Raw genomic sequence first — 19,690 nt, forward strand, 5'->3', positions numbered from 1 at the left:
AACGTGGAAAACAACGAGGCGTGATGTCATCATGACGGCGCGATATCTACTTTATCAGCTTGTGGATGCTTTCCGTTAGCGACTCTGCCGCGAACCGAAGATGAAACAACCTGCTGGTGAATGATGGTCGATATTGATTACGCAAAAAGATTTTTCGAAGAAAACCCCGATATTGAAATTCTTGAAGCCTTTGTCATCGATGTGAACGGCGTGCCGCGCGGCAAATGGATACCGCGCGAACGCGCTATCGATGTGCTGGAAAAAGGCATGGCCGTACCGCGTTCCGTCTACGCGCTGGATATCTGGGGCCGCGACGTCAACGCCGCAGGCCTTGCAGAAGGCACAGGCGACCCGGACGGTCTGTGCTTCGCCGTGCCTGAAACGCTGTCACGCGTGACGTGGCTGGGGCGCCCCACGGCACAGGTTTTGCTCGCCATGAAAGACCCTGATGGCAATGGCTTTTACGGCGATCCGCGCAATGTGCTGGCGCAGGTTCTAGCAGGGTTTACCCGACGCGGGCTGACGCCGGTCGTCGCCACGGAGCTCGAATTTTATCTGATCGACCCGGTTCGCTCCGCGCTCGACCCCGTTCGCCCACCGCGCAGCCGCGAGGGCCGCTGGCACACTGGGCAAACGCAGGTTCTCTCAATATCCGAATTGCAGGATTTCGAAGGCGTCTTCCACGATATCTCGACCGCGTGTCGCGCGCAGAATGTCGGGGCCGATACGACGCTGCGTGAAAACGGTCCGGGCCAGTATGAAATCAACCTCAACCATGTGCCGGATGCCTTGCGTGCGGCGGATGATGCCGTGTTCCTGAAGCGCATCGTCAAGGGCGTGGCGCGCAAGCACGAGCTTGATGCCACCTTCATGGCCAAGCCTTACGGCATGCAGGCGGGCAACGGCATGCACGTCCATTTTTCCATGCTGGACAGGGATGGCAACAATATCTACGCGGGCGAAAACGGTCCGTCCGAAGCGCTGATGCATTCCGTCGGCGGCCTCTTGGAGAATATGGGGGAAAGCATGGCGGTGTTTGCGCCGCACGCCAATTCCTACCGTCGCCTGCGCCCCAGCGAACACGCGCCGACCTATGCCTCCTGGGGCATCGATAACAGATCTGCTGCCGTGCGCGTCATCGTGGCGAGCAAGCCTGCGACCCGCATCGAACATCGCGTGGCTGGTGCCGACACCAATCCTTATCTGGTGCTGGCCATGATCCTGAGTGCCGCCCTTGCCGGCATGAAGGAAAAGCGCCAACCAGGTGGAGCGATCTCCGGCGACAGCCACGCTGTTAACCACGAGCCGCTGCCGACGAACTGGGATTACGCGCTTCAGCGCTTCACCCGCTCCAGCTTTGCCTACGCGACCTTCGGCCAGAAATATCGTACGCTATACTCAGCCTGCAAACAGCAGGAATTGTCCGAATTTTCGCTACGCGTGACAGACGTCGAATACGACGCATATATCAGGACGGTGTGACATGGCTAAAGTGACTGACACTACAAATCCCGGCCACACCACGTCATGGTACGCGGCATCCGCCAACACTAAGACCGTCCGCACAGCGCTTCAGGGCGATCAGGATGCGGATGTCTGCATCATCGGGGCCGGTTTCACTGGCTTGTCGGCTGCTCTGGAACTGGCGCAAAAAGGTTTTTCCGTCATCGTTCTCGAGGGTGAGCGGGTCGGCTTTGGTGCTTCCGGTCGCAACGGTGGCCAGATCGTCAATGGTTATAGCCGCGATCTTCATACGATTGCCCGGCGTTACGGCGCGCAGAAAGCAGCACAGCTAGGCGCAATGTCGCTCGAGGGCGGGCAGATCATCCGTGAACGCGTGGCGAAATACGAGATCGATTGCGATCTGGTCGATGGCGGCTTCTTTGCGGCGTTCACACCCAAGCAGATCACCGAAATGGCCGCCAACAAGGCCAATTGGGAAAAGCACGGCCATACCGGACTGGAGATGGTCTCCAAGGCCGAGGTTGGGAAATACGTGAAGTCTGATCGCTACGCCGGCGGCATGATCGACCGTTTCGGCGGGCATATTCATCCGCTGAACTACGTTCTGGGCGAAGCTGAAGCCATTGAGCGGCTGGGCGGCCGCATCTTCGAAAACTCGCGCGTTATCGCGGTCGAGCAGGGCGCAAACCCAGTGGTCCGCACCGCGCAGGGCAAGGTCGCGGCCAAATATGTTCTGGTCTGTGGCAACGCCTATCTCGGTGGACTGCTGCCGGAAATCGGTGAGCGGATGATGCCGGTGTCGAGCCAGGTCATGGCGACGGAGGTGCTGGATGCGGCGCTGATCGAAGATCTCTTGCCTGCCAATTATTGCGTCGAGGATGCCAATTACATCCTCGATTATTACCGCCGAACCTCCGATAATCGCCTGCTCTATGGTGGCGGTATCGGTTATGGTGGCAGTGATCCCGCTGACCTCACCAGCGTCATCCGCCCCAATATGCTGAAAACCTTCCCGCAATTGCAGAACACCAAGATCGATTTTGCCTGGAGCGGCAATTTCGCGCTGACGCTGACCCGCATTCCGCATATTGGACGCCTGTCACCCAACGTCTATTTCTCGCACGGCGATAGCGGCCATGGGGTGACGACCACGCAACTGCTGGGCAAGATATTGGGCGAAGCGGTTGCGGGCCATGCGGAACGCTTCGATGTCTGGTCCTCGCTGCCGAACTACCCGTTCCCGGGCGGAAAGACGTTCCGTGTTCCGCTAACCATGCTCGGTGCCTGGTGGTATGGTCTTCGCGACAAGCTTGGAGTTTAGCGGCTAAAGGGCAGCCAGTCCCTTTAGAGCATTCTCGGTGATCTCTTCAGGCGTGGCGTCGATGCTGACGGTAACGACGCCTGGCTCACCGGTCGGAACTTCCAGCGTCGCCAGCTGTGTCTGAAGCAACGAAAGCGGCATGAAATGGCCCGTGCGTGCGCCCATGCGTTCGGTCAAAAGCGCTTCGCTTCCTTCCAGATAGACGAAGGCCAATGGCCCGCCGCAGGCGTCTCGGAGGCGATCCCGATAGGTCTTCTTGAGCGCAGAGCAGGATACAACGATGCCAGCCGCCTCATAGCCCTTGTGCAACTCCGCGCCCACGAGATCGAGCCATGGCCAGCGGTCGTCATCGTTAAGCGGTTGCCCCGCGGCCATCTTGTCGACATTGGACTGCGGATGAAGCTTGTCGCCTTCCATGAACGGCACACCCAATTGCTCGGCCAGTTCTTCTCCGACCGTGGACTTGCCGCAACCGCTCACGCCCATCACGATGATTGCCTGTTTCACGAGTACCTCTGCATCTTCAAATCCATCCCACCCGCCTATCGTATTACGAAGCGAGGTGGAAACTTTTTATACATATCCGAACCAGCAGGAATGAAAAGTCATTAGCCCGCCCGCCGAGCCGCCTTCAACTCCAGTATCGATAGCCCGCTATGGATCAACACGGCAAGTGCTCCCACAATCAGGCCGCCCTGAAGAATGAAGGCGAGGTTGTTGGATTGCAGGCCGGCAATAATCACCTCACCCAGTGTTCGGGCCGCCACGGTTGAACCGATGGTGGCCGTTGACAGGCTAATCACGGCAGAGAGCCTGATACCAGCCAGAATAGCCGGAAGCGCCAGCGGCAATTCAACCCGCCACAAGCGTTGAAATCCGGTCATGCCCACACCACGTGCCGCTTCGACCACCGGTTGGGGTAATGTGGTCAGGCCCGTCAGTGTGTTTTCGAAGATGGGCAGCAGCGCATAGAGGAAAAGTGCAATCAGCGTCGGCTTTTGGCCAAAGCCCATGATCGGCACGGCCAGTGCCAGCACCGCGACCGGCGGAAAGGTCTGACCGATATTGACGATACTGCGCGACAGCGGCAGGAATTCCTTGCCGAATGGTCGGGTAACCAGAATGGCGAGCGTTACGGCGATGACGATGGCGGCACCGGTTGCAATCGTGACCGTTCCAATGTGAGACAGCGTCAAAGACAGAAGATTGGCCTGAATATAGATGGCGGGAGCACCGGCCTGAACGAGAGGCTTGAATAACGGCTCAAAGACCTCCGGCCTCATGAGAAACACGATGAGCACGATGCTGAGCGCCGCCAGCAGAAAAGGTCCGGAGCGGATGGTCATAACCGGCCTGTGGCGTTTTGCAGCAGGGTTTCGCGGCGAATGCGTCCCGCTTTCTGCCCGTCGGGCCCCGTCACGGGTAAAGCGTCACATCCTGCCCATAGCATGGCAGACAGTGCATCGCGTTGGCTTGTGGTCGCGGCCAGGGGTTCACCGTCCGCCTCACCCGGCTCCGTGATATCCCAAACCGTGGCAACGGACAGCAGTCGAAGCGGCCTTTCACGCTCACCGATCATGGTGCGGACGAACTCTGTTGTCGGCTTCAGCACCAGATCTGCGGGCGGGCCGTATTGAACGATCTTGCCCCTGTCCATGACGGCAATTCTGTCAGCCAGATGAAACGCCTCGTCCATATCGTGGGTGACCAGAACGATCGTCACGCCGAGCTTTTTCTGGATGGCGAGCAGATCATCCTGCGCCTTGGCACGGATGATAGGATCGAGCGCCCCGAAGGGTTCATCCATCAGAAGAATGTTGGGTTCTGCTGCCAGCGCCCGCGCAACGCCCACGCGCTGTTGCTGCCCGCCCGAAAGTTCACTTGGAAAGCGCTTGCCATAAAGCGAAGGATCGAGCTGAAAGAGTTGAAGGAGCTCCGACACTTTGGCGTCTATCCTTGCCCGCTCCCAACCCAGCAATTCCGGGACTGTGGCGATGTTTTGCGCGACAGTGCGGTGAGGAAAAAGACCGTGCCCCTGAATGGCGTAACCGATGCTACGGCGAAGCTTGTGGCCTGGCATGTCCAGAATATTGTGTCCGTCAATGAGGATAGCGCCGGAGGATGGCTCGACCAGACGGTTGATCATGCGCAGCAGCGTGGTCTTGCCCGAACCGGATGTTCCCACGATGACGGTGATGCTACGTGCCTCGATCGTCAGCGAAACATCATCCACCACGGTAACGCCATCATAGTTTTTGCTAAGATTTTGCACCTCGATCATGAGCGTCGTCCCCGTTTGAAAAGATCGCTCTCGATAAGAGCATCGAGTAGAATGGCTGCCGTGAAGCCGAGAATGACTGTTGGGATGGTGCCAAGCAGCACGAGGTCCATCGCCGTTTGCCCAATACCCTGAAAAACAAAGACCCCAAAACCACCTCCGCCGATCAGCGCGGCGATGGTTGCAAGTCCGATATTTTGCACGAGCACGATGCGAATGCCGGTCAGGATGATCGGTAGCGCCAATGGAAACTCGATCTTGAGGAGGCGTTGCCAGCTTTGCATGCCCAACCCCCGAGCTGCATCTGTCACGGAATTCGGCACACCTTCCAGCCCCACGACGGTGTTGGAAACAACCGGCAGAAGCGAATAGAGAAAAAGCGCAACAAAAGCCGGTGCCATGCCGATGCCGCGGATGCCCATATCGGACGCACCGGGAACATTGGCGGCGATCCAACCCAAAGGCCCGATCAGCAATCCGAAAAGCGCAATGGACGGAATGGTCTGAACGATGTTGAGTGTGTTCAGTAAGCCTACACGCAGTTTTTCGACCTTGTAGCAGAGAACGCCCAGAGGAATTCCAATGGCAGACGCGGCAATCAGCGAACCGATCGCCAGCTGCAGGTGCCGCCACGCTTCCGTCCAGAATATGTCAGCGCGAGCAGCATATTCCTTCATGACGGAAAGGCCATTCCACTGACCGGACAGAATGATGCCTGTCGATATTGCAAGGGCCGCGAGGAGAAGCAGAACGCGCATGTAGGGCTTGGGATCAAGCCTCGCGATTGTGTCCGTCACCATCAGAGCCAAGCCGGCAAACATCAGCCAGAAGCCGCTTGCAGGTGAAACCCGCGCATATGTGTTGTCTGCGGGTGTCAGGTGAGATGCGGCGAGGCCGATCGGAATCATCAGCGTACAGAGCGCGAGCAGCGATGCGGCAAGCTTCAGTTTTATGCCGACACGAAAAAAGGCGGCGATGGCTGCGATAAGGACGATTGCGATGAGTGTGTAAGAGGCGCTTGCCGGAAGCGCGTCCACCAGACCACGCGCGTCGCCCTGCACGATGCGGTTTGCGCGGAACGTCACGAAGGGCAGCGCGGAAACCGCGTAAGCCAGAATGCAGGCGATGACCACCCCGACCTTATCAGGCAGGATGGTCAAACGCATCGGCTGGTTGAGTGCGCGCTGCAAGTCGGCGCTCTTATTTCAACAGGCCGCTTTTCGTCAGAAAGTCCGTGGCGACGGTTTTTGCCTGTTCGCCACCAACCTGTACCCGCGCGTTCAGCTCCTGAAGCGTCGCAAGATCGAGCTTCTCGAAGACTGGCTTCAATATCTGCTCGATATCAGGGTGCTGCTTCAATACGTCTTCACGGATGATTGGTGCAGGCTGGTAAACCGGCTGCACGTTCTTGTCGTCTTCCAGCACGACGAGGCCTGAAGGGGCAATACCGCCATCCGTACCATAGACCATGGCCGCGTTGACGTTGTTCGTCTGGTTGGCTGCGGCTGCGATGGTTGCTGCCGTATCACCGCCAGAAAGCGTAATCAACTGCTCCGGCTTCAGCGTAAAACCATAGGTCTTCTGAAAGGCTGGAAGGGCTGCCGCGGAGTTCACGAATTCCGATGATGCGGCAAGGACGATCTGTCCGCCACCAGCAATGTATGCGCCGAGTTCGGTGAGTGTCTTGAGATTATTCTTGTCGGCCACATCTTTGCGAACCGCGATGCCCCAGGTGTTGTTGGCGGGCGAAGGCGTCAACCAGATGATTTTGTTGGCGTCGTAGTCGAGTGTTTTGGCTTCTTCATAGGCTTTGGCCGCGTCTTTCCACAAAGGATCGTTGGCTTTCTCGAAGAAGTAAGCCGCATTGCCGGTATATTCCGGGTAGATGTCGATTTCGCCGGCTGTGATAGCCTTACGCACCACAGGTGTTGCGCCAAGCTGAATGCGGTCAGTCGTCTCGATATTGTTCTTGTTCAAGACAACAAGGATGATGTTGCCGAGCACACTGCCTTCTGTGTCGATCTTGGACGAAACGACGACCTGCGCCTGCGCGATTGAGGCATAAAGGGCGAGAGCCAGTCCAGCGCCGGCCAATTTGATAAAACGCTTCATCAACGATCTCCATTCAGCGAAAGGGTGGAGGGAAAGTCGTCCTCATGTCGATGTCAGCGATTGTTTCCCCGGTCCGGTGGTCCTAACGAGAAGCAGGCCGAAAGAGTTGCATTCGAACCTCAATTTATGCGCAGATTCTAACGGAGCAGCTCTGGCTTAATCTGGTTTCCTGCGGGCGTCCTTGCCCATCACCAATGGCATCAGCACGGAAAGAAACAGCAGGCGCAAGACATGGTGGGAACCGACATAAGCGGTGTCGGCATGCATCATGACGGCCATAGCTGCCATGGTTTCCAGTCCTCCGGGTGCAAAGGCGATCATAACGGCATTGAGAGGCACACCGGTCAGCTTCGAAACGAGTATGGCGATAACCGAGGAAAGCAGCATGACGGCTATGGTCACAACGCCGCCCGCGAGGAACGCCTTTCGCATGTCACGCACAGATGCGCGGGAAAAACGGGTGCCGATCAAGCTGCCGAGAATAATGTAAGTCGGTTGGCTCAGCCAGCTTGGCACGCCACCATTGGTCAAACCGGTTATGTGGATGCCGATCGACACCGCAACGCCGCCTAGGAGCAGTGCTGCCGGAAAGCGCCAGCGCATGAAAATCCAGCCGACTGCAAGCGACGCAAGAATGGTCATGCCTAAAACGACAGGGCTCATCGGTGGTGACAGGATAATCGGTTCTATGCTGATGAGGTCGAAATACTCAACGAGCAGCGGTACGGCGAGCGTTAAGGCCAACACCCGAACACTCTGAATGACGCTGACGGTTGCCAGATCGCTTTTTGTCTCGGCAGTGAGGCTGATGATGTAGCTGAGATGGCCGGGTGAAGCGCCCAGCATCGCTGTCGTGCGATCATAGCCAAAACCATAGCGCAGAATCCAGAAGGCAATGTAGAGCAGCAAGACGACCGTAATGAGAACCGCCGCGAAGCTCAGCGGCCATGTTCTCGCAGCGCCGATAACCTCCGGTGTCACGCTCGTTCCCATGGAAATGCCGACCACGACGAATGTGGCGTTTCGCAATAGGGAAGGGATCGACAGCTTCAAACCTGCCAGCCCGGCAAGGGTGACGGCAAGTGCCGGACCGCACAGAAAAGGAGCGGGAAGACCAATGACGAAGGCGATGAGCGCGCCAATGCTGCCAATGATGAGGGTCAGGATAAAGCTATAGAGGTCTGGCTTGATGATCATTGCGAATACGAAGGGAATCGGAACAGGCGGAATATCGGTTTGTGCGCCCTTTAATCAGCCGCGGTCAACGTGAGAGCAAAAAGAAAAACCCGCAAACGAGGTTTGCGGGTATGACATCTTCAGTTCGTCAAACTCAGGCTGCGGGCGCTGTTGCAGCAACCGCGACAGGTCGGCGCTTCGCCATGGTTTCTTCAAGGCCAAGTAAGAAGCTGATCTGTGGGCGTGCCTTGACCAGATCGTCGATCGAATACTGTGTCAAAACTTCGAAGAAGGCGTTGAGTGCCTTGCGAAGCGCGGAGTTCAATCCGCAGCTATCCACAAGCGGGCACTCGACTGCACCATCTTCGAAACATTCCGCCATTGCAAAGCTGTCTTCGGTGACTTTGACGACATCGAACAGGCTGATCTTGTCGGCTGGCTTACCAAGCTTGACACCGCCATTACGGCCACGCACGGTTTCCACGAGGCCAGCCTTGTTGAGAGGCTGAAGGATTTTAAACAGGAACAACTCGGAAACGCCGTAAGCCTTGGCGATTTCTGGAATACGGCTGAGGTTGCCGTCGTTGGCAGCGCAATACATCAACATGCGAACGGCATAATTGGTCTGTTTGGTCAAACGCATGCTGATCTCCTAATCCACTAATGTGGAGTCATATAGTCGCTTTTTCAGTTTAGAACAATTCCAGAAATAAAAAATCTGACAAGATTTGTCGTTCGTAAAATTGCCCCGTTGACCGTCCATTCGATTCATGAACAAACAACTCAAGAATCGAACTTATCGGAGGCGTTTTCCATGGCAAGCATGAAATCCGTGATTTATGCGATTGCGGCGACATCGTTGGTTGCCAGTGGCGGAATGTCCACAGCTTTTGCGGGTGGCGAGGTTAATGTCTACTCCTATCGTCAGCCCGAATTGATCCAGCCGTTGCTGGATGCCTTCACCAAGGAAACCGGCATCGAAACCAATGTGCTGTTTTTGGACAAGGGGCTGGTGGAGCGTATTCAGGCGGAAGGCGTCAATTCTCCGGCAGACATTCTGCTGACCGTGGACATTGCCCGCCTTGTTGAAGCCAAGGAAGGCAAGGTCACGCAGCCTGTCCTCAACGATCCCGTCATCGAAAAGGACATCCCGGCCAACCTTCGTGATCCTGAAGGCAAGTGGTTCGGCCTGACGACGCGCGGGCGCGTTGTCTATGCGTCCAAAGACCGCGTGAGCCAGAAGGATATTACCTATGAAGAGCTTGCCGATCCGAAATGGAAGGGCAAGATCTGCATCCGCGACGGCCAGCATTCCTACAATATCGCGCTCTTTGCATCGATGATAGCCCATCACGGTGTGGATTACACCCGAACTTGGATGACGGCGCTCAAGAACAATCTTGCCCGCAAGCCTGATGGCACGGACCGCACCCAGGCGAAATCAATCTATTCCGGTGAGTGTGATATCGCGCTCGGCAACACCTATTATGTTGGCCTGATGCTGACCAACGAACAGGAGCCAGAGGAAAAGGTCTGGGGCAACGCAGTTCGTGTGATCTTCCCCAATGCAAACGACCGGGGAACGCACGTGAATATCTCTGGTGTAGCAATGACGAAATACGCGCCGAACAAGGAAAATGCCTTGAAGTTGATGGAATTCCTGGCGTCAGGCGAAGCGCAGGAAATCTACGCCAAGCAGGTTTTCGAATATCCGGTGATTCCAGGCGGTCAGCCTTCGGATGTGGTGAAGAACTTCGGGCCGATCAAGCCGGACACCCTGTCGCTTACGGAAATCGCGGCTCACCGCAAGCAGGCGTCAGAACTGGTTGATGAAGTCGGCTTCAACGACGGTCCGTCAAATTAGTCGCTTGAACTGCCTGTGTAAGTGCCGTCGTCAAGGTGGCACGATTTAAGTGATCAGCGACGTTTGCGCCGCAGGCGGATGACCACGTCGACATGGGCGATTTCCATGCCTTCTGGTGGCTCCGGCAGATTGCCGATCTGCAGGTTGTTGACGGGTATATCCAAGACCTCGTTTTCACCTTCAACAAAGAAGTGGTGATGATCGGAAACGTTGGTATCGAAATAGGTCTTTGCACCCTCGACGGCTAAAACGCGGATCAGGCCTGCCTCGGTAAACTGATGCAGCGTGTTATATACTGTCGCCAGAGATACCGGCACATTTGCGCTCACGGCTTCGTCGTGCAGCTCTTCCACTGTCAGATGTCGGTCGCCCTTGGCAAACAGAAGATCGCCAAGCGCCACGCGCTGGCGCGTGGGGCGCAAGCCGAAGCGGCGTAACCGTGTTCCAATATCCAGTGTGGCGTCAAATGCCATAAGATGCGGCCCCAAAAGCGGTCAAATAAACTCAATTTAGAAAGCATATAACTTTTACGGGCAATGCATTCAATAGTTTCCAGTGTGGCAGCGGTGGCAATTGGCCGTAAACCGGGCGCTTTTGCAATTTTCCTCTGGTTCAGGACTTACGCTTCCTGTATGCGGGCGCCATGTTACGATAGGACTTTTGCCAAGAGCTTAAGTAGTTGAAGATGCAAGCTGCCCTTGTGGCGCTTCATTTTGAACCTAACTTGCTCTACAGAAGTCCTTTAAACACCAGTGAACGGGGAAGCGGAAACAACATGTCAACGAGGCAATCGAGCTACAATTACGAGGAAATTCTGTCTTGCGGACGTGGCGAACTGTTTGGCCCCGGCAATGCGCAGCTTCCTCTGCCTCCTATGCTCATGGTTCACCGCATCACCGAAATTTCGGAAACCGGCGGTGCCCACGACAAGGGCTTCATCCGCGCGGAGTATGACGTGTCGCCGGATGACTGGTATTTCCCTTGCCATTTTCAGGGTAACCCCATTATGCCGGGTTGCCTCGGCCTTGACGGCATGTGGCAACTGACAGGCTTTTTCCTCGGCTGGCTGGGCGAGCCAGGGCGAGGCATGGCGTTGTCCACCGGCGAAGTGAAGTTCAAGGGCATGGTTCGCCCTGAGACGAAGCTTCTGCAATACGGCATCGATTTCAAGCGCGTCATGCGCGGTCGCCTCGTTCTTGGCACTGCCGATGGCTGGCTGAAAGCGGATGGCGAAACCATTTATCAAGCGTCTGACCTGCGTGTCGGCCTGTCTAAAGAAAAGACCGCCTGATATTCGACGTTTGCCGTGCGGCGGTTTTTCCGCCACAGGGTAGATGCGTCATGCGGCAAACACAGAAAAGGTCAACTTTATGAGAAGAGTTGTAGTCACCGGCCTCGGTATTGTTTCTTCGATCGGCAACGACGCTGCAGAGGTTACGGCGTCCTTGAAAGATGCGAAGTCAGGGATTTCGTTCTCTCCGGATTTTGCGGAGCACGGCTTCAAATGCCAGGTGTGGGGCAAACCTTCGCTCGACCCGACTGATCTGGTAGACCGTCGCGCCATGCGCTTCCTCAGCCAGGGTGGCGCGTGGAATCACGTCGCGATGAAGCAGGCGATTGCCGATTCCGGCCTGGAAGATAGCGACATCGGCGGCAATGAGCGCACCGGTATCATCATGGGTTCGGGCGGTCCTTCCACCCGCACCATCGTTGAGGCGTCTGACATTACGCTGAAGAACAATAGCCCCAAGCGCATCGGCCCATTTGCCGTGCCGAAGGCTATGTCGTCTACGGCATCCGCGACGCTTGCGACCTGGTTCAAGATTCACGGTGTGAACTACTCGATTTCATCGGCTTGCTCCACATCTGCGCACTGCATCGGCAATGCTGCTGAAATGATTCAGTGGGGCAAGCAGGACGTGATGTTTGCCGGCGGCCATGAAGACCTCGACTGGTCGATGTCGAACCTGTTCGACGCCATGGGAGCGATGTCATCCAAATATAACGAGACGCCAACCGTTGCGTCTCGCGCCTATGACGTCAACCGGGATGGTTTCGTCATAGCGGGCGGTGCTGGCGTCCTGGTTCTGGAAGAGCTGGAACATGCCAAGGCACGCGGTGCCAAAATCTACGCGGAAATTGTCGGTTACGGCGCAACATCCGATGGTTACGACATGGTCGCACCATCCGGCGAAGGCGCTATCCGCTGCATGCGTCAGGCGCTGGCAACGGTGAAAGGTGAGGTTGATTACGTCAACACCCACGGTACATCGACACCCGTTGGCGACAGCAAGGAAATCGGCGCGATCCGCGAAGTGTTCGGCTCGAAGATTCCTCATATCCAGTCCACCAAGTCGCTGACCGGTCACTCTCTGGGTGCCGCAGGCGTTCAGGAATCGATCTACGGCCTGTTGATGATGCAGGAACGTTTCATCGGCGAGAGCGCGCATATTGAAACCCTCGATCCCGAATTCGAAGGCGTGAACATCGTTCGCAAGCGTATCGACGATGCGAAGATCGACACGGTTCTTTCCAATTCATTCGGGTTCGGTGGCACCAATGCCACGCTCGTCTTCCAGCGTTATAACGGATAATTGCCCATGAATGGCATCATGCAGGGAAAACGCGGCCTCATCATGGGTGTCGCCAACAATCACTCCATCGCCTGGGGCATCTCCAAGGCGTTGGCGGCGCAGGGTGCAGAGCTTGCTTTCACCTACCAAGGCGAAGCTCTGGGCAAGCGCGTAAAGCCACTGGCTGCCGAACTTGGCTCCGACTTCATCGTACCCTGCGACGTGGAAGATATTGCCTCTGTGGATGCTCTGTTCGAAACGGTGCGCGAACGCTGGGGCTCTTTGGACTTCGTCGTTCACGCCATCGGCTTTTCCGATAAGAACGAGTTGAAGGGCCTTTACGCGGATACGACGCGGGCAAACTTCAGCCGCACAATGGTCATTTCCTGTTTCTCATTCACGGAAATCGCCAAGCGGGCAGCAGTCCTCATGACCGATGGCGGCTCCATGTTGACGCTGACCTATAATGGTTCCCAGCGCGTCATCCCGAACTATAACGTCATGGGCGTTGCCAAGGCCGCGCTGGAAGCGTCTGTGCGCTATCTCGCTGCCGACTACGGTCCGAAGGGCATTCGCGTCAACGCGATCTCCGCTGGGCCCGTGCGGACCCTGGCAGGTGCCGGCATTTCGGATGCACGCGCGATTTTCTCCTGGAACCAGAAGAATGCGCCACTGCGCCGCACGCCTGACATCGAAGATATCGGCGGTTCCGCGCTCTATCTGCTGTCCAGCTTGTCGCGTGGCGTGACCGGCGAATGCCACTATGTCGACGGCGGCTTCAACATCACGTCGATTCCGACGCTGGAAGTGCTTTACAACGCTGACGGCGGTTAAGGTCTCAGATATTTTCAGACTTGAAAAAGCCCGGTCAAGCCGGGCTTTTTGCATATTCGCTTAGGCGGGATCGAAGCCAAACAGTTCTTCAGGGTTTGTCACAAGTGCCTTTTTGCGGGCCGCGTCGGACGGTAACCACGACAGAACCGTATCCAGCAGGTCGGCATCGTCAGGATATTCTTCGGTTGTTTTGGCGTTGTTATGCGGCCAGTTGGTGCCCCAGATGATGCGCTCCGGCGCATAGTCGGCTATGACGCGGGCGACGGCAGCGATGTCTTCGAAATCTGGCCCACCTGAGCGACTCGATTCGTAGCAGCCAGCGAATTTGAACCAGCAATTGCCCTTGTCGATCAGCCGCTTCAGGGCCGCCACCTGTGGGCTGTCGGGTGTAACGCCAGCAAAAAACTTGCCGTGATGATCGAAAATCCAGCGGCTCTTGATCGCGGAAAGCCTCTTTTCGTGGTCGAGAATATTGGAGCCATCGAACTGAACAGCAACGGACCAGCCGAGTTCCTGAGATATGCTGTCGACTTCTTCCAGATGGGTAAGATCGACGGCTCCACCCGGTAGATCCATGATGCGTGCACCAACGACACCTGCTTCGACAAGTTCCTGCAACTCATCAAGCGGTGTTTCGCGCGTCACCACCGCGACACCCTTGGCGACGCTGCCCATTTCCCGCAGGCAGGCGATCAGGTTTCCATTGTCACGCTGGTGGGCGTTTCCCTGGGTTATGACCACACGCTCTATGCCGATCCATTTCATCAGGCGGCGATACTCTTCCGGCCCAGGCGTACCCTCTGGCACCGGAGGTCCGCCTTCCTGAGCGGGAAAGTCGGGCAAGTACATGTGCATCTGGGTGTCTATGGCACCTTTGGGCATGGAAATGCGAGGGGACTTACCCTCAAAGGTTCTGATCAGTGTCATGAAACTCCTCCGGGCATATGCCCTTGATTCTGGCAATCAGCCCTGCCGCAACATGGCGCGGTAGCGTTGCTGGCTGCCTTTCAGGTGTTTGCGCATGGCATCGCGGGCAGCAACGGCATCTCCATCTGAAATGGCATGGACGATCACGTCGTGCTCATCCTGAAGCTGCTGCAGATAGGATGCAGCAGTCTGTTCGGATTGTGACGACCTTAATGCCGCGCGCGGTATGATGTTTTGGCCCATGACTTCCAAAAACTCACGAAAGCGTGGATTGTTGGTCGCATCGGCAATGGCAAGGTGCAGCTTGAAATCTGCTTCCGCCGTCGGTTCTGCCTTGTCTATGCAGTCCTGAACGGCCGAAAGACAGCGGATGATCGCTTCCTCCTGTGCGGGTGATCGGCGAACTGCCGCAAGCTCTGCCGCTTCGGTTTCCACTGCGGCACGCAACTCCAGAAGCTCGATAATCGACGAGATGCGGTCGTGGTCCACATCCTGAAATGGCTGCGGTTGCTGTGTCGGCAGGGTCAGCACGAAAATGCCGGCACCATGGCGGGCTTCGACCAGTTTGTCGGCGCGTAGTGCTGCGACAGCTTCACGCACCACGGTGCGGCTGACCTTGTAGAGTTCAGTCAGACCCGCTTCACTCGGCAACTTGTCGCCGGGCTTGTATTGCCCGGACAGAATCGACTGCCGCAATGCATCCGCCGTTTGGCTGACGAGGGAGCCACCGGAGCGGCCGATAGCGGAATGTTCTTTCGCGCCGCTCTCGACGGTCTCACTGAAGCTGGTCAAATGTTCACTCCGGGCAAAATGGAGACACAAGCCGGCATGCGTCTCCGTTAAAAAACAAGTGTCTAAATATCCCGCAATTGCAGGAGATTGGCAATATTTATATTATTTCTGCGGTCATTGATATGATCTCCGATGCTCATATTCCGGCGCTATGTTTGGAAAATCGTCTCATTAGGGGAAATGCGAGGATTTCAAGCAAGGGAATATAAAGGAAGCGGCCATATGGTTCTATCTTATAAAAGCTTTCGGGCCAGACATGCTTTCTCATCATGAAGATAAAAAGCTCTATGCGATCACTGTTGTCAAAAACAAATCCGGCCGTCCGGTTTATTCGTTCCCGTGATGGGTCGGCAGCGATCGAGTTCGCGATTCTGGCCATACCTTATTTTCTGATCGTATTTGCGATCATCGAAACCTTTCTGGCGCTGGTCGGAGAGCAACTGGTGACGAATGCGACAGACACCATGGCGCGCAAGCTGCGGACAGGGCAAATAGCCAGTACCATCACCAAAGAAGAATTCCGAAAGCAGTTCTGCGCGGAGGTATCGATCCTGATTACCTGTTCGGACGACGAGATCAAGACGCCGCAGAAACTCTATGTTGATCTGAGGCGTTTCAACACCTTTGCCGATATTCCGAAAACCATTCCGTTGACGCTGAACGGTCAATATTACGATCTTGATGTTTCGACGTTCGGATTCACGCCTGGCGGTCCCTCATCCATCAACATGCTGCGCGTCTATTACCGCTGGCAGGTGATCACAGATCTTGTCAGGCCTTACCTGACCAAAATCCGCCCCAAGGACGGCTCCATGCCGTCCCATTTTCTGATTGTCGCAACGGACGCTTTCCGCAATGAAGCCTATCAATGATCGCGCCCAGACCATGAGGAAAATTAAGCGAGCTCTGCGCACTCTCGGCGGAACGTTCAATCGTCTGAAACGTGACCGTCAAGGCGTCGGCGCGGTGGAATTCGCCATTATTTTCCCGATCCTGCTCTCGCTTTACATCACGGCATTCGAGCTCACGATCGGTTTCAGCGTCTATAAGCGTGCGACGCGAGCAGCGGGCGCAATCGCGGATTTGACGTCGCAGCCGCAGACCGTCAACAAAGCCTATCTCAACACCATGAAGGACGTGGCTGCGGCTATTTTCGTGCCGTACGGAACAACCGGACTCACCTTGAAGATCAGTGGGATACAGGTCGATGCCAACAAGGTCGCCAAGATCAGCTGGTCATGGGATCAGGATAATAAGCAGCCTTATCCCGTTAATTCGATCGTGAAGATTCCTGATAATCTGAAGCAGGCCAATGCGTTTCTGGTTCATGCGGAGCTGACGATCCCTCACACGCTTCTGATGTTCATGTCGAGCTTGTCGTCAAAGATAACGCCGATCACCATTGGCCGGGATTATTATTTCGCTAAGCGCGAAGCGGACCCGATTACCTGCTCGGATTGCTGACGCTGACTGACAACAAAAAAGCGGCGCAGAATCGAATGTGATTCTGCGCCGCTGTTGTTTCAATTCATCTTATTCGGCAGGCATATCGAGCGTTCGGCTGAAATAGAGTGCGACAAGCGTGCAGACGGCACCGGACAAAAGATAAATTCCAACCGCGAACAATCCGAATTTGGACGAGAAGCCGAGCGCCACCAAAGGCGCAAAGCCAGCGCCAATCAGCCAGGAAATGTCTGACGTGAGCGACGCTCCGGTATAGCGATATTCGCGGCTGAAACGCGATGCCAGTGCTCCACCGGATTGCCCGAAGGACAGCCCGAGCAAAGCAAAACCGATCAACACGAACAGGTAGCGACCGATATCGCCAGAGGACAGGAGAACCGGCGCGATGAAGCTGAAAACCGCGATCATCGCAGCCGCAGCGCCCAGTAGCTTGCGACGACCGAACTTGTCGGAGAGAACGCCTGAAACGACGATCATACCGCCTGCGATGATGGCGCTGACGAATTGAACGAACAGGAAGTCAGAAACTTTCTGGTCGGTGTTGAGCGACACCCAGCTGAGTGGAAAAACCGTGACGAGGTGAAACAGGGCAAAGCTTGCCAATGGCACGAAAGCACCCGTCAGCACCACCCGCGACTGCTTGCGCAGCATTTCGAACATCGGCTTCGGCTCGAGCTCATGCTGTTGCAGCATTGTCTGGAATTCTGGCGTCATGATCATGCGCAGCCGCGCAAACAGAGCCAGAACATTGAGCGCCAGTGCGACGAAGAACGGGAAGCGCCAGCCCCAAGCCAGAAATTCGGGGTTCGACAGCTGCGTCGTGAAGATGATGAAGAATGCGCTCGCAAGACCAAAGCCCATGGCAGCACCCAGCTGCGGCATCATGGCGTACCAGCCGCGCTGTTTTTCAGGCGCGTTCATGGCAAGCAGCGAGACAAGTCCATCCCAGGCACCGCCAAGGCCAATACCCTGACCGATGCGGAAGACGGCGAGAAGGATGGGCGCAAGCATTCCAGCTTCGGCATAGGACGGCAGGAAGCTGATCGCCATGGTGGAGCCACAGAGCGTAAACAGAGCGGTCGCTAATTTGACAGCACGGCCGAATCTACGGTCGATCTGCAGAAACAAAAGGGAGCCGATCGGTCTTGCAATGAAAGCCAGTGAAAATACGGCAAAGGAATAGAGCGTCGCGGTGAGAGGATCAACGAAGGAGAAAAAGACGTGAGGGAAAACCAGCGCAGATGCGATGGCATAGACGAAGAAGTCGAAGAACTCCGTCATTCTGGCCAAAATGACCGCAATCGTGATGCGGTCGGGATCGACAGCGACGGGTGCCGGAGATTGACCGGATGGTCCTTTGTGTTGCGGAAAAGCCGTGTCGGTATAACTCATAAAATTCCCTCCTGCGTAGGGCAGAGCCCTTATCCATAACGCACCCGCCTCCTCTTGCGTTGCGTCATATGCGGCGGATTGTCACACAGGGGTTTGAGCCCGTCAATTACAGAATGCGCGTAGGGGCTTGCCCAGACCGTATCGTGTGAGATAATGGGGCGCACCCATCCTTTCGGTCCCAAATCCGATTGCCGCAATGATCGCGGTTTTAAGTTTATGCTGCACCGCGACAAACTACCTCATGTCCTTTATGACGTTTGACAATTATACGCGACATTACCAAAAACAGTACGAGTACCAGAACGTGCGCACGCTCATGAAAATTCCATCTGCCCTATTGGCCATCTCGTCGCTTCTGCTTTTGAGCGGCTGCAATCTCGTTGTGATGAATCCCGCGGGTGACATTGCTGTCCAGCAGCGAGACCTCATCATCACCTCCACGGTTTTGATGCTCCTCATCATCGTTCCGGTTCTTGCTCTTACGCTCTTCTTTGCGTGGAAGTACCGTGCGTCCGCCAAGGCGGAGGATTATGACCCAGAGTGGCACCACTCCACGCGTCTTGAAATGGTGATCTGGTCGGCCCCGGTCGCCATCATCCTCATGCTCGGCACGGTGACCTGGATTGCGACGCACCGTCTCGATCCTTACCGGCCTATTGAGCGCATCGATGAAAACCGTCAGGTCACGGTCGACATGAAGCCGATCACGGTCGAAGTGGTCGCCATGGACTGGAAGTGGCTGTTCTTCTACCCGGAACTCGGCATCGGCAGTGTCAATGAATTCGCAGCGCCTGTCGATGTGCCGATCAATTTCAAGATCACTGGCACCACGGCCATGAACTCGTTCTTCGTTCCTGCGCTGGCCGGTCAGATTTACGCCATGGGCGGCATGCAGACCAAGCTTCACGCCGTGATCAACAAGCCCGGCGTCTATGATGGCTTCTCGGCCAACTTCTCCGGCCCGGGCTTCTCGCATATGCGCTTCAAGTTCCATGGTCTGAGCCAGGAAGGCTTCGACCAGTGGGTTGCTAAGGCCAAGGATGGCGGCAAGGGCTTTGGCCGCATGGAATATCTCGAATTCGCCAAGCCGAGCGAACGCGAGCCCGTGCAGTATTTCGCCAATGTCGATCCGCAGCTCTACGATGCCATCCTCAACCGTTGTGTGGAGCCCAACAAGCTCTGCATGCGCGACATGATGCACATCGACGCCAATGGCGGCGGCGGCAAGGAAGGCATCGATATTGCCAAGGCACTGAACTCCGTGGTCTGCACACCGCTTTCGCCATATGGCATGGCGTCGGGTCCGCAGTCTGTGCCAGCAGCCATCGAAGGTCAGACATTCCAGCCTGCGGCTCTCCCAGATACGAAGGCGCAACTGCCATCGGCAGGCAAAAGCGCAGGCTGAATAGGGTGATTATGCGGCGCTTCGTTGGCGCTGCTCTGAGCGCATCGGTCTGTTCGGTGCGTAGATTCAATGACGTGGGAATGTTCGG

The 19,690-nt window shown here is 56.2% G+C and carries 20 protein-coding genes; 9 read left to right on the plus strand and 11 right to left on the minus strand.

From position 1 onward, the window contains the following. The first annotated feature begins 120 nt into the window (after positions 1–120). Entirely contained in the window at positions 121–1,482 is a 1,362-nt protein-coding gene (locus DSM25558_RS04450; RefSeq protein ID WP_077102165.1) for a glutamine synthetase family protein, read from the plus strand. Between the two features lies 1 nt (position 1,483). After that, on the plus strand, positions 1,484–2,785 hold the full coding sequence (locus tag DSM25558_RS04455) for an NAD(P)/FAD-dependent oxidoreductase (protein WP_077102167.1): 1,302 nt from the start codon (positions 1,484–1,486) through the stop codon (positions 2,783–2,785). Positions 2,786–2,788: 3 nt separating this feature from the next. On the opposite strand, the gene DSM25558_RS04460 is transcribed toward DSM25558_RS04455, so the two are convergent. The 7 genes from DSM25558_RS04460 to rirA all read right to left on the minus strand — a co-directional run bounded on the left by DSM25558_RS04460 (position 2,789) and on the right by rirA (position 8,994). Next, complete coding sequence (locus DSM25558_RS04460; RefSeq protein ID WP_077102348.1) at positions 2,789–3,271, minus strand: gluconokinase; 483 nt, start codon at positions 3,269–3,271, stop codon at positions 2,789–2,791. A gap of 122 nt (positions 3,272–3,393) precedes the next feature. Further along, the gene (locus DSM25558_RS04465; protein WP_077102169.1) at positions 3,394–4,131 is read right to left on the minus strand and encodes an ABC transporter permease; all 738 of its coding nucleotides are present in this window, start codon (positions 4,129–4,131) and stop codon (positions 3,394–3,396) included. Then, on the minus strand, positions 4,128–5,066 hold the full coding sequence (locus tag DSM25558_RS04470) for an ABC transporter ATP-binding protein (protein WP_077102171.1): 939 nt from the start codon (positions 5,064–5,066) through the stop codon (positions 4,128–4,130). Before DSM25558_RS04470 ends, DSM25558_RS04465 begins: the two co-directional genes overlap by 4 nt. Then, positions 5,063–6,223 (minus strand): ABC transporter permease, encoded by a 1,161-nt coding sequence (locus DSM25558_RS04475; protein WP_077102350.1) that lies wholly within the window; start codon positions 6,221–6,223, stop codon positions 5,063–5,065. Before DSM25558_RS04475 ends, DSM25558_RS04470 begins: the two co-directional genes overlap by 4 nt. A gap of 40 nt (positions 6,224–6,263) precedes the next feature. After that, positions 6,264–7,175: a glycine betaine ABC transporter substrate-binding protein OsmF gene (locus DSM25558_RS04480; RefSeq protein ID WP_077102173.1), complete on the minus strand. Its 912-nt coding sequence runs from the start codon at positions 7,173–7,175 to the stop codon at positions 6,264–6,266. 156 nt (positions 7,176–7,331) lie between these two features. After that, positions 7,332–8,372: an AbrB family transcriptional regulator gene (locus DSM25558_RS04485; RefSeq protein ID WP_077102175.1), complete on the minus strand. Its 1,041-nt coding sequence runs from the start codon at positions 8,370–8,372 to the stop codon at positions 7,332–7,334. Positions 8,373–8,505: 133 nt separating this feature from the next. Further along, a complete protein-coding gene (gene rirA, locus DSM25558_RS04490; RefSeq protein WP_077102177.1) occupies positions 8,506–8,994 on the minus strand; it encodes an iron-responsive transcriptional regulator RirA in 489 nt (162 codons plus the stop codon). 171 nt (positions 8,995–9,165) lie between these two features. On the opposite strand from rirA, the gene DSM25558_RS04495 reads away from it, so the two are divergent. Further along, positions 9,166–10,215: a Fe(3+) ABC transporter substrate-binding protein gene (locus tag DSM25558_RS04495; RefSeq protein ID WP_077102179.1), complete on the plus strand. Its 1,050-nt coding sequence runs from the start codon at positions 9,166–9,168 to the stop codon at positions 10,213–10,215. Positions 10,216–10,268: 53 nt separating this feature from the next. On the opposite strand, the gene irrA is transcribed toward DSM25558_RS04495, so the two are convergent. Further along, positions 10,269–10,688 (minus strand): iron response transcriptional regulator IrrA, encoded by a 420-nt coding sequence (gene irrA, locus DSM25558_RS04500; RefSeq protein WP_077102181.1) that lies wholly within the window; start codon positions 10,686–10,688, stop codon positions 10,269–10,271. A gap of 302 nt (positions 10,689–10,990) precedes the next feature. On the opposite strand from irrA, the gene fabA reads away from it, so the two are divergent. The 3 genes from fabA (at position 10,991) to fabI (ending at position 13,622) form a co-directional block, all read left to right on the plus strand. After that, complete coding sequence (gene fabA, locus DSM25558_RS04505) at positions 10,991–11,506, plus strand: 3-hydroxyacyl-[acyl-carrier-protein] dehydratase FabA (protein ID WP_067649430.1); 516 nt, start codon at positions 10,991–10,993, stop codon at positions 11,504–11,506. Between the two features lie 79 nt (positions 11,507–11,585). After that, entirely contained in the window at positions 11,586–12,809 is a 1,224-nt protein-coding gene (fabB, locus tag DSM25558_RS04510; RefSeq protein WP_077102352.1) for a beta-ketoacyl-ACP synthase I, read from the plus strand. A gap of 6 nt (positions 12,810–12,815) precedes the next feature. Continuing rightward, positions 12,816–13,622 carry an enoyl-ACP reductase FabI gene (gene fabI, locus DSM25558_RS04515; protein ID WP_077102184.1) on the plus strand — a complete coding sequence of 269 codons (807 nt, stop codon included), beginning with the start codon at positions 12,816–12,818 and terminating at the stop codon, positions 13,620–13,622. 60 nt (positions 13,623–13,682) lie between these two features. On the opposite strand, the gene DSM25558_RS04520 is transcribed toward fabI, so the two are convergent. Together DSM25558_RS04520 and DSM25558_RS04525 are read right to left on the minus strand one after the other, a co-directional pair. Continuing rightward, positions 13,683–14,549 carry an amidohydrolase family protein gene (locus DSM25558_RS04520; RefSeq protein ID WP_077102186.1) on the minus strand — a complete coding sequence of 289 codons (867 nt, stop codon included), beginning with the start codon at positions 14,547–14,549 and terminating at the stop codon, positions 13,683–13,685. A gap of 36 nt (positions 14,550–14,585) precedes the next feature. Next, positions 14,586–15,341 (minus strand): FadR/GntR family transcriptional regulator, encoded by a 756-nt coding sequence (locus tag DSM25558_RS04525; RefSeq protein ID WP_210347887.1) that lies wholly within the window; start codon positions 15,339–15,341, stop codon positions 14,586–14,588. A 299-nt stretch (positions 15,342–15,640) separates the two neighbouring features. Here DSM25558_RS04525 and DSM25558_RS04530 point away from each other — a divergent pair, with 299 nt between their 5' ends. Then, on the plus strand, positions 15,641–16,213 hold the full coding sequence (locus DSM25558_RS04530) for a TadE/TadG family type IV pilus assembly protein (RefSeq protein ID WP_371479448.1): 573 nt from the start codon (positions 15,641–15,643) through the stop codon (positions 16,211–16,213). After that, positions 16,197–16,805: a TadE/TadG family type IV pilus assembly protein gene (locus DSM25558_RS04535; protein ID WP_371479450.1), complete on the plus strand. Its 609-nt coding sequence runs from the start codon at positions 16,197–16,199 to the stop codon at positions 16,803–16,805. The genes DSM25558_RS04530 and DSM25558_RS04535 overlap by 17 nt, the downstream gene beginning before the upstream one ends. 69 nt (positions 16,806–16,874) lie before the next feature. Here DSM25558_RS04535 and DSM25558_RS04540 read toward each other — a convergent pair whose 3' ends face one another. Continuing rightward, entirely contained in the window at positions 16,875–18,197 is a 1,323-nt protein-coding gene (locus DSM25558_RS04540) for an MFS transporter (protein WP_077102190.1), read from the minus strand. 316 nt (positions 18,198–18,513) lie between these two features. Between DSM25558_RS04540 and cyoA the strand changes: the two genes are divergently transcribed. Continuing rightward, positions 18,514–19,602 carry a ubiquinol oxidase subunit II gene (gene cyoA, locus DSM25558_RS04545; protein ID WP_077102358.1) on the plus strand — a complete coding sequence of 363 codons (1,089 nt, stop codon included), beginning with the start codon at positions 18,514–18,516 and terminating at the stop codon, positions 19,600–19,602. Positions 19,603–19,690 lie beyond the last annotated feature (88 nt).

The sequence above is a fragment of the Agrobacterium sp. DSM 25558 genome (assembly GCF_900100825.1).
Lineage (GTDB): Bacteria > Pseudomonadota > Alphaproteobacteria > Rhizobiales > Rhizobiaceae > Agrobacterium.